Origin of the sequence: Streptomyces sp. NPDC098781, assembly GCF_044759995.1 — a bacterium.
GTDB lineage: Bacteria > Actinomycetota > Actinomycetes > Streptomycetales > Streptomycetaceae > Streptomyces.
The window spans coordinates 326,621-340,309 of the sequence record NZ_JBIWAK010000005.1; the positions used below are offsets into that span (position 1 = coordinate 326,621).

Consider the following 13,689-nt stretch of genomic DNA (forward strand, 5'->3'; position numbering starts at 1 on the left):
CGGCAGTGTCCGGGGTCAGCCCGCCTGGGCCGGGGTCTGCTTCATCTCGTCGACGATGGCCCGCTGCATGACGGCGCTGGTGTAGAGCACCGTGCCGGGGGTGATGAGGGCGTCCGCGCCGTCGGCCTCGCGGACCTGCACGCTGCGCTGGCCGAGGAAGACGTGGGTCTCGCGGTCGAAGATCCACTCCTCGCGCTGCCCGCTGGTCTCGTCGAGCCGGGCGACCGCCACCCCGTGCCGTCCGGCGGCGTCCACCGCGTCGTCCACCACGACCACACCGGGGATCTTCGCGGCGGCCTTGAACAGCGCCGGGTACAGCTCCGCCGGGGGGTAGCTCTCGCCGAGCAGGTCGCCGATGGTGGTGAACGCCTGCTGGTCGGGGGAGTTGCCCATCCCCTCGGTCTCCTTGTAGATCTTGGCGAGCAGCGCGGCGGGGTCGGTGGTCAGTTTCGTGAGGTAGTCGTACGACGGGGCGTTGAGGTGGGCCTTCGGGGTGTTGCCCTGCTCGTCGGGCAGGCTCAGCGTCTCGCCCTCGGGGCTGTCGTTGACCGCCGGGTCGATGAGCCAGCCCTCGGTGCCGTCCGGGGACTCCCACACCTGACGGGTGTGCAGCGCGTGGGAGGCCAGGCTGGACTTGTCGTCGACGGTCTTGACGAAGGTGTCGGCGGCCTTGGACTCGATGTACACGAACTGCCCCGGCTTGACCTCCGGGTGGGACACATCGGCCGCCGCCAGCGAGATCTCGCCCAGCAGCCGCGGTACGCCCTCGCTGCTCGCCGCGCCGATCCGCGTGGTCAGCGCCGGTCCGGTCGCGACGCCGCTGTCCCGGACCCCGCCGGTGCCGGCCCCGCTCTGCCACACCCCGGCGACGACCGCCGCCGCCAGGGCGACCGCCGTCACGGGCAGCGCTATCGCCGGGCGCGGAATCCGCAGTCGCCGGGTCCTCGCGGGCGCCGGTGCCGCCGTGCGCTCTTCCTGCTGCATGTCGTGGATCTGGGCCATCAGACGCTCCTTGTGGAACTCATGGCGGCCCGTCGGCAGGTCACGCGCCGTCCGGGAGAGCAGCTCCGTCGTGCTCTGCTCCCCGTCGGCGGGGTGCTGCCGGGACGTGTTCGCGGTCATCGGTTTCCCTCCTGCGCGGGCCGGATCACGCTGGTGTGATCACCTCTTGTCTGTCGGGCGGCACGGCCGCCTTCCCGATTTCCACGAACTTTCTCGTATGACGTCCCGCCCGCGGCCCGCACCGACCGGTCCTCGGCGTGCGCGCGCAGCTTCTTGCGGGCCCGGGAGAGCCGGGAGGCGACCGTGCCGACGGGAATCCCGAGCGCCACCGCCGCGGCCTCGTAGTCCAGGCCCTCGACCAGGCAGAGCGTGACGACCTCGCGCTCCGGTCCGCGCAGCCTGGCCAGGGCGGTGAGGGCGGTGGCGACGCGGCGCCCGTCGTCGATCCGGTCGGCCACCTCGTCCGCGTGGTCCGGCACCGACAGCTCGGCCGCCGCGGCGGCGTTGGCGGCGGCGCGGTAACGCCGGTTGCTGCGGTACTGGTTGCGGGCGGTGTTGGTGGCGATGCCCAGCAGCCACGGCCGCAGCGAGCCGCCCTCGGGTTCCACCCGGTCGCGCAGCCGCCATGCCTCCAGGAAGGTCGCGGCCATCACGTCCTCGGCCACGGACCAGTCGGCGGTGAGCCGGAAGGCATGGTTGTAGACGGCGCGGGCGTAAGCGTCGAAGAGCTCCGCGAACGCGCTCGATTCCCCGGCCCGTACCCGGGATCGCATATGAGTGCTCACCTCAATGAGCTGTCCGGCACCCCACGTCGACTTCCGTGACGTGCGCCACACTCCGGCCGAGGGCCGAGCACTCCTGACGACATGGCGGGACCGGCTGCCTCGCCCGGCAGCCTACGACGGCCCCGCCGACGTCGTCGTCACCGGTCGGGTCAGAGGCCGAACTCCTGGGTGGGCAGACCGAGGACCGAGCACGCCTCGCGCAGGACCTGCTCCTCGGCCGGCGCGATGTATCCGTCCGCGCCCGCCACGACGAAGCCGGTCTGGACGACCGCCCTGGCCTCGGCCGGCTTCTTCGCCGCCTTGGCGATCTCCTGGAGGGCCTCGGTCTTGCCCTGCTGGAAGTTGAACGCCAGCTGGTCCACATGCTTGTTGAAACGCGTGCGCAGCTGCTCGGACGGGAAGTTCTGTAGGACGTCGTTGTTCAGGATCAGCGACTCCACGTGCTGCCGCTCGGCGGGGTCGACGTGCCCGTCGGCCGCGGCGACCAGGGCGCACATGGCCATGCTGGCGTCCCGGTAGGCACCGCTCTTCAGCTCCGTCTTCAGCGAGGTGAGCTGGGACTTCAGCGTGCTGACCAGCTGCGCCTTGGATCCGCCGCGGGACCCGGAGCCCGGCCGCCCGTGCCCGCTCCCGGCGCCCCGAGCGCCCTGGGCCTGCTGCTGTAGACCCTTCGCCTGGTCCTTGATCCGGTCCCACATAGCCATCCGTGCCACCTCGGCTTCAGCCCGTGTCGTTCAGGTCGTCCGTGCGCTCTTCGCGTGTCACCCTGCCAACGTCCGCCCCGCCCAGTGAGTTCCACCGCCGGAGAACCAACGCCGCCCCTTCTCACCGAGTACCACCCACCCGGCGGCCACGTCGATCCCGGCGATCAGGAGGACCGCGACGCTGGGCGTCCCGGCGGCGAGCGAGCCGAGGAAGCCGAGGGCCGTCGAGAGCGCCACGAAGACCAGGCACACTGCGAGCACCACGCGGATCCAGGGGCGGCGTCCGCGCGCCAGCACGACGCAGTGCACCTGAAGCGCCGCGAGCGCCCAGCCGAACAGTGCCGTGAACCAGGCCAGGCCCATCGGCATGAGCAGTTCCTGGCCGTGCTCCTGCTTGCTGTGGTTCTCGTCGAGGACCGCCCAGCCGCCGATGACCGTACCCAGCGCGTGCGCGGCGACGACCACGAGGACGAAGACCACCGCCGCGGGCATCCGCCCCGGCTGACGCGGAGAGCTCTGCATCAAGGATCACCTCACACTGTGATTGTCCGAACCTGCGAAGTCCGAAGGTGCGAAGTCCGAGGTCCGACAAGGTCCGCGGACAGGCGCCGCGACCGTACGGCCCGTCCACGGGGAGGGGTCCCGGGGAGCAGTCCTGAGGAGCGGTCCCGGGGAGAGCCGCACCGCGCCTGCCCCGTCCGGGCGACTCCCGGGCGTGCTGGCGGAGCACGACCGCGGGCCCGCGATAGGACGGGACAGCCCCTCCCTCCGGCACGGGAAAGGACCTGACTGTGCGGGTTTCGGTCGCCCTGTTCACCGCGGACCTTCGCGTGCACGACAACCCGGTCCTGCGGGCCGCGCTGAAGGAGGCGGAACGCGTGGTGCCGCTGTTCGTCGTCGACAGCGGGCTGCGCGGAACCGGGTTCGTCGTGCCGAACCGGGCGGCGTTCCTCGCCGACAGCCTGGCCGATCTCGACGACGCCCTGCGCGCGCGGGGCGGTCGCCTGGTGGTGCGGTCCGGGGACGTGGTCGAGGAGACGTGCCGGGTGGCGGCGGAGACCGGGGCCGACGCGGTCCACATCGCGGCCGGGGTGAGCCGGTACGCGACGCGGCGCGAGGAACGGCTGCGCGCGCGGCTGGCCGACGACCGGCGTGAACTGCGCGTCCACGACGCCTCGTTGACGGTCGTGCCGCCGGGGGCGCTCACGCCGGGCGGCAAGGACCACTTCGCGGTCTTCACGCCGTACTTCCGCCGCTGGGAGAGCACCTCCGTGCGCGGTGTGCTGCAAGCCCCGAGGGCGGTACCGGTGCCGGAGGTCCGCTCGGACCGGCTGCCGGGCGCCGGGTCCCTCGCGTCGGGCAGCGCCTCGCCGGGCCTGCCCACAGGCGGCGAGTCCGAGGCCCGGCGCCGGCTGCGGTCCTGGCTGACGGGCCCACTGGCCGCGTACGAGGAGCGGCACGACGACCTGGCCGCGGACGCGACCTCCCGGCTCTCCCCCTACCTGCACTTCGGCTGTCTGTCACCGACCGAACTGCTGCACCGGGCCCGGGCGAAGGACAACGCCGGCGCGCAGGCGTTCGTACGGCAGCTCGCCTGGCGGGACTTCCACCACCAGGTCCTCGCGGCCCGGCCCGACTCGGCCGGCCACGACTACCGCCCCCGGCACGACCGCTGGCGCCGCGCCACGCGGCAGACCGAGGCCTGGCGGGACGGCCGTACCGGATACCCCCTGGTCGACGCGGCCATGCGGCAGCTGCGCCACGAGGGCTGGATGCACGGGCGGGCCCGGATGCTCGTGGCGAGCTTTCTGACCAAGACGCTGTACGTGGACTGGCGGGTGGGCGCCCGCCACTTCCTGGACCTGCTCGTGGACGGCGATCTCGCCAACAACCAGCTCAACTGGCAGTGGGTCGCCGGCACCGGCACGGACACCCGGCCGAACCGGATCCTCAACCCGCTGGTCCAGCAACGCCGCTTCGACCCCGACGGGGAGTACGTACGCCGCTGGCTCCCCGAGCTCCGGGACCTCGACGCCCGGACGATCCACCGCCTCCCGGGCCTGGACGACGCCGACCGCGCGGGTCTGGACTATCCCGCCCCGATCGTGGATCTCACGGCGGCGGCCGAACGGTTCAAGCAGGCGAGAGGGGCCTAGGTGTGCTGTCCGGACAGCACACCTAGGCCCCCGGCGCGCGGAACGCGACCTGCCGTCGGGCCGCGTCGTCGATCTCCTCCACGGTGAGCAGCGGCGTGGCCCGGGTGTGGAGGGCGCCGCTGGCCTTGACGGTGAGGCTGGCGGCGGCCATCGACACCGGGTCGGGGAAGTCGAGGATGATGACGAGGTCGTCCTGCCCGAAGGCGAAGTACATGGCCTCGACCGTGCCACCGAGGCCGCTGACGACCTGCTCGACGGCGGCTCGCCGGCCACTCGCGCCCTCCGCGAGCAGCCCCCTGGTGCCCTCGGGGGTGTAGGTCGCCTGGATCAGGAACTTCGGCATCGGGACGCTCCCTGCCCATCACTCGCCATGGCCGGTCCGTTACGGCCAATGCCCTTCCCGCCGTCGGCCCGCTCCCACTCGCCCCGCCCGCGGATTCACCCGCCCGCAGCCGGACTTTCCTTGAGCGGTTCCGCCGCGCGGCGGCGGGCGCCGAGGGAGCCGCCGCCTCAGTCGGCCGCCTCCCTGATCCCCGCCGCCACCCCCTCCGCGAACCCGACCGGCGCCGGCTCGTTCGGGAGCAGCGCCGGCCTCCTCGTGCCCTTCCCCGGCCCCGGCCGGTCGGCGAACAGGGCGACCGTCAGGGTGAGCCGGCTGTCGTAGGCGGTGGTCCATACGGTCCGGCGGGTGCTGCCGCCGCCCGCGCCGCCGGTGGTGAAGCCCTTCGTGGCCGGGCCGACGAAGTCGACGGGGGACGGCGGGGCTCCAGCCCGGGCGGCCGCCATCAGTGCCTCCTTCTCGCCCAGCACCCGTCGGACGTCGGGCCGCGCCCGGTAGACGGTGCGGCCCTCGCGGGTGATGCGCGCGACGGTGTACGGCGTCGCGTACGTGCCGTCCGCCGCCAGCGCCGCGTACGCCGACGTCAGGTTCAGCGGGGTCGGCGCCGGAGTGCCGAGCAGCCGCCGCAGGGGGCCGCCGGGCGGCGCGAGTCCACTGAACGGCTCCAGCGCCGTCCCCGCCTCCACGGCCCCGCTCACCGCGTCGTTGAACGGCTGGCGCGCGTAGTCCGAGCCCCCGTACAGCAGCCGTACCGCCCCGTCGCCCGGCACCATCCCCACCACGGCGGTGTGCACCCGCACACCGCCCTTGCCGCCGGGGTGGCCCTGCACCAGTTGCGTGGCACTGTCCTGAAGCCCCAGGTCGAAGGTGGTCGTCACGGTGTAGCCGCCGCTCGCCAGCTGGTCCTCGGTGATGCCGAGCCGGTCGGCGGCCTCCTTCGCGGCGACGTCGATCAGATACTGCCGCTGCCCCTCGGTCTCGCCCGGCGGATAGAACCGGAACGCCGGGAACCGCGCCGCCGCCCGCTGCCGCGCGCTGATGCTCCCGCTCGCCGCCATCGCGTCGAGCACCCACTCCCAGCGGTCCCGCAGTCTCGCGGTCACCTTCGGATCGGAGCCCGCCTTCTCGTAGTACGACGGGATGTTGACGATGGACGCGAGCGCGGCGCCCTGCGCGACCGTGAGCCGGCGGGCGTCCACGCCGAAGTAGTTGCGCGCGGCGGACTGGATCCCGGCGGCGCCCCGGCCGAAGTACACGGTGTTGAGATAGCCCTGGAGGATCTCGTCCTTGCTCCGGGTGCGGTCCAGCTTGATCGCGACGAGCGCCTCACGTGCCTTGCGGGACAGCGAACGCTCCGGGCTGAGCAGCGCGTTCTTCACGTACTGCTGGGTGATGGTGGAACCGCCCTGCGGGGCGCCGCCCGTCAGGGTCGCGAGCGTGGCCCGCGCGACGGCCCGCGGCGAGATCCCGCGGTCGGTGCGGAAGGAGCGGTTCTCCGCGGCGATCACCGCCTCCTGCACATGCCGGGGGACCGCCGACAGGGGGACGTCCTGGCGGTCCACCGGACCGCGCCGGCCCAGATAGGCGCCCTCCGTGTCGAGGAAGACGGTGCTCTGGGTGACGGTCTCGGGGTGCGGCTCGGGGATGGTCGTCAGCTGGTACGCCACCACGGCCGCCGCGCACAGGGCCGCGACCAGCGTGACGAGGCCGTAGCCCAGCTGGCGGAGCCGCCGGCCCCGGGTGCGGCGGAACCGGATCCGCAGCGGGGCGCGCTCGCGGTGCCGGGGCGTCGACGGCGACCTCCGCCTCGACGGCCGTGCCCGGTCGCTTCCGTCGCGGTTCATACGCGCCACCGTTCGCGGTCCGACCGCGCGGCGACCTTGCCGGCGGTGTCGTACACCGTGACGAGCTCCTCGTCACCCTCGGCGGACAGCAGCGACTTCATCTCCTGTTCGGGCACGGGTGTGCCGGCGTACCACAGGCCCCAGCCCGGACTGCCCGCCAGGACCAGCACCTTCGCGGTGGTCGTACCGTCGCCGGTCCGCACCTGGACCCGGCCCGGCTCGCCGTCCAGCCCGCGGAAGAGGCCCGACAGCAGGAACCCGCCGTCCACGCTGTCCACCCGTACGTCGACGCCCGCTTCGTCCAGCGGGAGCCGGCCCCGCTCCCCCGGGACGGCCACCGGCACCGACCAGTGCCCGCCGTCGGCGGTCAGCCACACCCGTAACCCCGGCCCGGCGGTCACCCGCTCGCCGGGCGCCACGACCCGGACCGGGACCGTCGCCGCACGGGCCTCGCCCCCGGAACGCCCGTCCCGCGCACCGCCGTTGCCGACCTGGCCGGCGGCGAGCAGCAGGGCCGTCGTGAGCAGCGCCGCGCACCCGGCGGAGGTGACGGCCACCCGGCGTCGCCGCCGGACCCGGCCCAGCGCCTCGACGTCCGCCAGCGGCACCTCGGACGGGACGACGTCCGTCACGGCACGGGCGTACTCCTCGCGCAGCCGCCCGGGTTCGGCTCCGGCCGTCCTGAGACCGTGTCTGTAACGCGCCCGCACCGCGCCCACCGAACACCCCAGCAACTGGGCGGTCTCCGCGTCCCCGAGCCCCTCCCAGATCCGCAGCACCAGAACGACCCGTGTCCGCGCGGCCCGCCGGCCACGCAGCGGGCGCAGATGGCCGCGCACCAGAGCGCGCCGGACATGGAAGTCCACATCGTCGCGCGGAACGCGGCGCCACCGGGCGCACATCCGCACCAGCGTGGTGCGCACCAGCTCCCGCGCCGCCCCCGGATCGTCGGTGAGCAGCCGCGCGGTCACCACCAGCCGGGGCCAGTTGGCACGGGCGTAGGCGGCGAAGTCATGGCCGGCGGGGAGCACGTCGTGGGTGGGTGGCACGTGGGCGGTCCTTCGACTCGGGAACACGGTCGTGGTCGCGGGCGCGGGTAGGTTGAGCAGCCGATGAGCGACCCCGCCTCACCCGAGGGAGCCTGAAACCCGTGTGAGCCGTCTTTCAGGTGGGGTTGCGCTTCGCTGGATGCGACCTGTGCGACCAACGGGACCTGTACGCACGGCGGAGGCGGACGGGTTGCACGAGAGGACACGGATTCCGGTGGGGGTATGACCGAGGACGAGTTCGACGCCTTCTACGCTGCCGCGTTCCCCCGGCTGACCGGCCAGCTGTACGCCTTCACCGGTGACCACGGCGAGGCCCAGGACGTCGTACAGGAGGCGTTCGTACGGGCCTGGGACCGGCGGGCGCAGTTCCTGGCGGACAGCGCCCCCGAGGCGTGGATCCGCACGGTGGCCATGCGGCTGGCGGTGAGCCGCTGGCGGCGCGCGAAGCGCTGGCTGGAACTGGTACGGCGTACGCCGCCGCCGACGTCCGTGCCGGGGCCGGACCCCGAGCACACCGCGCTCGTGGCCGCCCTGCGCGAACTGCCCGAGGCACAGCGGATGGCGATCGTCCTGCACCATTTGTGCGACCTGAGCGTCCAGCAGGTAGCCTCCGAGACCGGTGCGCCCGTGGGCACGGTCAAGGCGAGGCTGGCGCGGGGACGGGCGGCGCTGGCGAAGCACCTCGCGGTGGACGAGGCCGAGGGGCCGGTACGGGAGGAGAGCGGCCGTGTCCGATGAACTCTCCGCCGCGCTGCGCGAGTTGGCCGAGCACGGGGCGACGCCGCCGGCTGTCGATGGCGCCGGCATCCGGGTCCGCGCGACGCGCCGCAGACGCCGCCGTACCGCAGTGGTCCTCGGCACGGGGACCGCGGCCCTCGTACTGCTGGGCCTCGCCCTGAAGCCCGCCCTGGACGGGCAGGCAGACCAGCCGGTCACGCCCCGGATCCCGGCAGCGGAGGGCACGGTGAGTCCGCCGGACCCGTCGGCACCGCCGTCCCCGTCCTCGTCCGCGCCCGACCCCGTCGCGGGCACGCTCTCCCTGCCCGAACGCACCCTCACCGTCGACGGCCGGCTGCTGCCGGTCCTGTCGGTGTCCGACGACCGGTCGGGGCTCACGGGCCCGCTGACGGTGACCGCGAAGGACACCACGCGCGACCTGCCGGTCGACGTGCCCGGCAAGGAGTCCGGCAAGGTGAGCGTCCCCTACGTGGTGGAGCTGCGCGACGCAGAGGGCCGGTTCCTCCACATCGGCACCTACACCAAGGAGTTGGACCTGGGCGCCTACTCCGCCGCCGACGACTGGATCGCCCTCGGCCCCGAGGACGCCAAGTGGTTCTACAGCGGCGTCCGCCCCGGTGACCGCATCGCCCTGACCACCCTCACCACACCGACCGCCATCCCCTCGGACCGCGCGTCGGCCGCGCGGGTGGAGCGGAGCGGGGCTCAGCGGAGCCCGTGATCGCGGTCGTTCAGGAGCGGCGGTGCGGCCGCGCTAGCGGGTGGGTGGGCCGGGGTCCGCTTCCCCGCTCCGGGCGGGAGGCGCGAAGTCGACCTCCTTCGCCGCCACGATCCGGGCGCCCATGTTGCGGTCCATCATCTCCAGGGCGGCTTCCGCGAGATGGGGATGGATGGAGGCGACGGCGTCCTGCGGCACGGTGACGTCCAGGTGGCGGATGTGCGCGTCCAGCGCCGAGTACAGGACGCACTGCTCCGTCACCTGGCCGCACAGCACGATGTGCCGTACCCGCAGCTGCCACAGCAGATAGGACAGCGGGGTCTCGTAGAAGATCGAGTGGCGGGCCTTGACCACGAAGAGGGAGTTGTCGTCGGGCTTGATCGGCTCGATGAGATCGGCGTGCGGGCCGGACAGGGCGGCGTCGACGAGTTCACCGTGGTGGGAGCGCCAGAGCCCGAAGTTGTCGTTCGCGTAGACCACCGGTACGTCCGCCTCCCGCGCCCTGCCGATCAGGTCCACCAGGACGGGTACGACGCGGCGGGCGGACGGTTCGAGCAGTTCGGCGTCCGCGTGGTCGTAGGTGTTGATCATGTCGATCACGACGAGGGCCGGTCCCGTGCTGTCCGCGGACCCGTTCATGGCCTTGCCTGCCTTCGGACGCCTGTCAGCCGCGCAGGGCCGGCAGGATCTTGGTGCGGTAGAAGTCGAAGAAGCCCTGCTGGTCCTTGCCGATCTGGTTGACGTACACGGTGTCGAACCCCGCGTCCACGAACGCGGTGAGGGCCTCCAGATGCGCGTCCGCGTCGTCGCCGCACGGCACGGCGTCCGCCACCTGATCCTCGGTGACCATCGTGGACGCCTGCTCGAAGTGGCTCGGGGTGGGCAGGATCTGCGGGAGTTCCCCGGGCAGTTGCTCGTTCGCCCACAGTCGGTGCGCGGTGCGCAGCGCCTCCTGCCGGTCCGGGCCCCAGCACACCTTGAGCCCGCCGTACACCGGGTTGGCGCCGCCCCCGCCGCGGCGGAAGCGCTCGACCATGGCGGCGTCGGGGGTCATCGTGATCAGTCCGTCGCCGATGCGCGCGGCGACCTCGGCGGCCTGCGGGCCGAAGGCGGAGACGTCGATCGGCACCGGCTCGTCGGGCAGCGTGTAGAGGCGGGCGTTCTCCACCGTGTAGTGCTTGCCGCGATGGCTGACCCGCTCGCCGGTGAACAGCTGCCGGATGATCTGCAACGCCTCCTCCAGCATCTCCAGCCGCACCGGCGCCTCCGGCCAGTGGGTGCCCAGGATGTGCTCGTTGAGCGCCTCACCGGTGCCGACCCCCAGCCGGAAACGGCCGCCCAGCTGTGCCGCGCTGGTGGCGGCCGCCTGGGCGATCACTGCCGGATGCGTGCGCACGAGCGGACAGGTCACCGCCGTCTCCACCGGCAGCGACACGGCCTGGGACAGCGCGCCGATCACCGTCCACACGAACGGGCTCTGGCCCTGTTCGTCGTTCCACGGGTGGTAGTGATCCGAGATCCACAGGGAGTCGAAGCCGGCCTGCTCGGCCATCCGGGCCTGCTCGACGAGTTCTGCCGGGCTGTGCTCCTCGGACGACAGGAAGTATCCGAAGTCAGGCATCGCGTTCTCCCAGGTGGCGCGGTGGTCGCGGTTCCGCGGACGCGGCGCCGGGTACCCGGGGGGCCGACCGGGCTAACGGGAGAAGCGCACGTAATACAGCCCTCCCCGAGGCCGGCTCCCGGACCGCTCAGTCCTCGGCGACGACCCGTACGGTGCTCAGGTCGCGGTCGGCCGCGTCCGGCAGGAACATCCCGGCCTCGACCCCGGTGACCAGGTACTTCAGCACCGGCTCGGTCAGGCGCTCGCCGGGCAGGACCACGGGGATGCCGGGCGGGTAGGGAGTGATCATCTCGGCGGCGATCCGGCCGACGGCCCCGCCGGCGGGAACCTGCTCGGACCGTGCGAAGTAGGCGTCCCTGGGCAGCAGAGCCTGGTCCGTGCGCAGCTCGTCCGGGGACGGCACGGCGACCTAGGGGGCGTCACGCAGCTCGGTGGCATGGTCGGACAGCTCGCGCAGGGCCGTGAGCAGCCGCGCCGTGGTCTCCTCGTCGTCGGCGTGGGTGAGCTGGGTGCTGATGCGCCGGTGGTCGAAGAGGTGGGTGTCGAGGTGGTGGCGGCTCCGCAGCCAGTCCGCCGCGTGGTAGCCGCTGGTGCCGAGTTCGCCGATGTCGATGACGACCGGGAGCGGGTCGAAATCGGCGGCGAGGCCGGGGCCGCAGAAGTCCCGCGCGTCGTTGACGTGGAAGCCGTCGATCGCCTCGATGGCCGCCCGGGTGCGTCCGGCCAGCTCCAGGGCCCGGCCGAGGAGTTCGTGTCCGTGCTGGACCATCTGCCGGCGCCAGGCGTCGATCCCGGCGTAGATCAGGACGTTCGGGCTGGTGGTGCCGAGCAGGTCGGCCCGGGAGGCCAGCTCGGCGGGGTCGATCAGGTCGCCCTGGAGGTGGAAGACCGAGCCCTGTTCCAGACCGCTGCCCATCTTGTGGATGCTGGTCACGCAGATGTCGGCGCCCGCGTCCATGGCCCAGGTCGGCAGATCGTCGTGGAACGGCAGATGGGCACCCCACGCCTCGTCGACGATGAGCGGCTTGCCGCGCCGGTGGCAGACCTCGGCGATGGCCCCGAGATCGGCCGCCGACCCGTACGGCGTGGGGCTGGTGACCAGGGCTCCGTCGGCGTCCGGATGCTCGGTGAACGCCTTGTCGTAGGCGGCCGGGGAGGGAGCGTGGGCGAGATGCCGGGAGGCGTCCCACTGGGGTTCCACCCACACCGGGTCGACCCCGGACAGGATGAGTCCGGCCACCACCGACTTGTGCGCGTCCCGCCCGACGAGGAGCCGGTGGCCCGGGCAGGTCACCGCGAGCATGGCGGCCTTCACCGACAGGGAACTGCCGCACGTGGAGAAGAACGTGTGCTCCGCGTGCACGGCGTCGGCCATCAGATGCTCGGCGCGCGACAGCACCCGGCCCCGGGCAAGCCGGTCGTCCAGACCGCCGTTGGCGAGGACGTCCCCGAAGAACACGGCGTCGCCCAGGACCGCGCGGGCGCGTGGATCCGCGCCGCGGGCCCGTTTGTGGCCGGGAGGTGTGAAACCCAGTTCGTCGACCTGCTGATAGCGGGTGAGGGCCTCCAGGATCGGGGCCTCGGAGTGGTTTGCTCCCATGCGCGCCGGGTTCCCCGGGAGCCGGCGCACATGCCGGCTCGCCGGGCCCGGGGGAGCGGGCCCGAGGGCCGCCTCAGGACACCGACGAGGGCGTGGCCACGCGCAGGGAGCGTGCTCCGTGCGGGTCCCGGCCCACGGCGTCGTGCAGCTCCAGGTCGGCCCACCAGTCGGCGCCCTCCTCCAGGTAGCGCAGGAGGATGCCCTCGCGCAGGGCCCACGGGCAGATCACCAGGGATCTCAGGCCGCTGAGCTTCATCGCGGAGTGGCCGATGACCGCGCCCGCCAGGGACTGCCGGGCGCGCGGGGCGGAGATGCCGGGAAGCCCGGCCCGCTCGGCCACGGACAGGCCGATCAGCCGGTCGATCGAGCAGCGCAGGTCGCGGCGGGACAGGACCCGCTCGACGAAGGGGCCCCGGCGGCCGGGAGCGGCGCCGCACAGCCGGGCCAGCTGCTGGAAGGTGCGGGAGGTGGCGACGGCGGTGTGCGGATGCTCCCAGCGGATGCGGGCGGTGACGTCCCGCAGCTCGTGCCGCACTTTCCGGCGCAGGGCGGCCACCTCGGACGGCGTGGGCGGATCGGTGGTGCGGAAGAACTCGTTGGTGAGCCGGTTGGCGCCGAGCGGCAGGGAGGCCGCGAAATCCGGTGTACGGCCCCGGCCGAAGGCCACTTCGAGGGAGCCGCCGCCGATGTCGAACAGGGCCAGCGGGCCGGAGCGCCACCCCATCCAGCGCCGAGCGCCCAGGAACGTCAGCCGGGCCTCCGCCTCGCCCGGCAGCACCCGCAGCCGCAGCCCGGTCCGGCCGTGCACCGTACTCAGGACCTCCGCCCGGTCGGGCGCGTCGCGCACCACGGCCGTCGCGAACGCCAGCGGTTCCGGGGCGTCCCACTGCCGAGCCATGTCGACGGCCGCGCTCAGCGCCTTGACCAGATGCTCGGTGGCCTCCTCACCGAGCCGGCCGTCACCGTCCACCTGTTCGGAGAGCCGTAGCTTCCACTTCGCGGTGTGTACCGGCAGCGGTACCCCGTCCCCCACGTCGCACACGGCCAGTCGGACCGTGTTGGATCCCGCGTCCAGCACACTGATTCTCACGGGCCGGGGGTACCCCGTCCGGCGAATTTGATGCGTACTGAA

At 73.1% G+C, this 13,689-nt stretch carries 13 protein-coding genes and 1 pseudogene; 3 read left to right on the forward strand and 11 right to left on the reverse strand.

Annotated elements, in window-relative coordinates; genetic code table 11:
* Positions 1–15: 15 nt before the first annotated feature.
* From ACIQWG_RS22285 to ACIQWG_RS22300, 4 genes are all read right to left on the reverse strand, one after another.
* A complete protein-coding gene (locus ACIQWG_RS22285; RefSeq protein ID WP_404098469.1) occupies positions 16–1,122 on the reverse strand; it encodes a CU044_5270 family protein in 1,107 nt (368 codons plus the stop codon).
* A complete protein-coding gene (locus ACIQWG_RS22290) occupies positions 1,119–1,775 on the reverse strand; it encodes an RNA polymerase sigma factor (RefSeq protein WP_404098471.1) in 657 nt (218 codons plus the stop codon). The genes ACIQWG_RS22285 and ACIQWG_RS22290 overlap by 4 nt, the downstream gene beginning before the upstream one ends.
* Positions 1,776–1,936: 161 nt before the next feature.
* Entirely contained in the window at positions 1,937–2,491 is a 555-nt protein-coding gene (locus ACIQWG_RS22295) for a tellurite resistance TerB family protein (RefSeq protein WP_404098474.1), read from the reverse strand.
* A gap of 57 nt (positions 2,492–2,548) precedes the next feature.
* A complete protein-coding gene (locus ACIQWG_RS22300) occupies positions 2,549–3,013 on the reverse strand; it encodes a hypothetical protein (RefSeq protein ID WP_404098476.1) in 465 nt (154 codons plus the stop codon).
* 269 nt (positions 3,014–3,282) lie between these two features.
* Between ACIQWG_RS22300 and ACIQWG_RS22305 the strand changes: the two genes are divergently transcribed.
* On the forward strand, positions 3,283–4,647 hold the full coding sequence (locus tag ACIQWG_RS22305; protein WP_404098478.1) for a cryptochrome/photolyase family protein: 1,365 nt from the start codon (positions 3,283–3,285) through the stop codon (positions 4,645–4,647).
* A gap of 22 nt (positions 4,648–4,669) precedes the next feature.
* Here ACIQWG_RS22305 and ACIQWG_RS22310 read toward each other — a convergent pair whose 3' ends face one another.
* From ACIQWG_RS22310 to ACIQWG_RS22320, 3 genes are all read right to left on the reverse strand, one after another.
* On the reverse strand, positions 4,670–4,990 hold the full coding sequence (locus tag ACIQWG_RS22310; protein ID WP_404098481.1) for a GYD domain-containing protein: 321 nt from the start codon (positions 4,988–4,990) through the stop codon (positions 4,670–4,672).
* A gap of 167 nt (positions 4,991–5,157) precedes the next feature.
* Complete coding sequence (locus ACIQWG_RS22315; protein WP_404098484.1) at positions 5,158–6,831, reverse strand: transglycosylase domain-containing protein; 1,674 nt, start codon at positions 6,829–6,831, stop codon at positions 5,158–5,160.
* Complete coding sequence (locus ACIQWG_RS22320) at positions 6,828–7,880, reverse strand: sigma factor-like helix-turn-helix DNA-binding protein (protein WP_404098487.1); 1,053 nt, start codon at positions 7,878–7,880, stop codon at positions 6,828–6,830. Before ACIQWG_RS22320 ends, ACIQWG_RS22315 begins: the two co-directional genes overlap by 4 nt.
* A 222-nt stretch (positions 7,881–8,102) precedes the next feature.
* Between ACIQWG_RS22320 and ACIQWG_RS22325 the strand changes: the two genes are divergently transcribed.
* Together ACIQWG_RS22325 and ACIQWG_RS22330 are read left to right on the forward strand one after the other, a co-directional pair.
* Entirely contained in the window at positions 8,103–8,618 is a 516-nt protein-coding gene (locus ACIQWG_RS22325) for a SigE family RNA polymerase sigma factor (RefSeq protein ID WP_404098490.1), read from the forward strand.
* Complete coding sequence (locus ACIQWG_RS22330) at positions 8,608–9,339, forward strand: hypothetical protein (RefSeq protein WP_404098493.1); 732 nt, start codon at positions 8,608–8,610, stop codon at positions 9,337–9,339. Before ACIQWG_RS22325 ends, ACIQWG_RS22330 begins: the two co-directional genes overlap by 11 nt.
* 33 nt (positions 9,340–9,372) lie before the next feature.
* On the opposite strand, the gene ACIQWG_RS22335 is transcribed toward ACIQWG_RS22330, so the two are convergent.
* The 4 genes and pseudogenes from ACIQWG_RS22335 to ACIQWG_RS22350 form a co-directional block, all read right to left on the reverse strand.
* Positions 9,373–9,975, reverse strand: coding sequence for a cysteine hydrolase family protein (locus ACIQWG_RS22335; RefSeq protein ID WP_404098496.1), 603 nt, complete (start codon positions 9,973–9,975; stop codon positions 9,373–9,375).
* 25 nt (positions 9,976–10,000) lie between these two features.
* Positions 10,001–10,957, reverse strand: coding sequence for an LLM class F420-dependent oxidoreductase (locus ACIQWG_RS22340; protein ID WP_404098499.1), 957 nt, complete (start codon positions 10,955–10,957; stop codon positions 10,001–10,003).
* 127 nt (positions 10,958–11,084) lie between these two features.
* A pseudogene (locus ACIQWG_RS22345) lies at positions 11,085–12,557 on the reverse strand (aminotransferase class I/II-fold pyridoxal phosphate-dependent enzyme).
* A 73-nt stretch (positions 12,558–12,630) separates the two neighbouring features.
* Positions 12,631–13,647: a Ppx/GppA family phosphatase gene (locus ACIQWG_RS22350; protein ID WP_404098502.1), complete on the reverse strand. Its 1,017-nt coding sequence runs from the start codon at positions 13,645–13,647 to the stop codon at positions 12,631–12,633.
* Between the last annotated feature and the right edge of the window lie 42 nt (positions 13,648–13,689).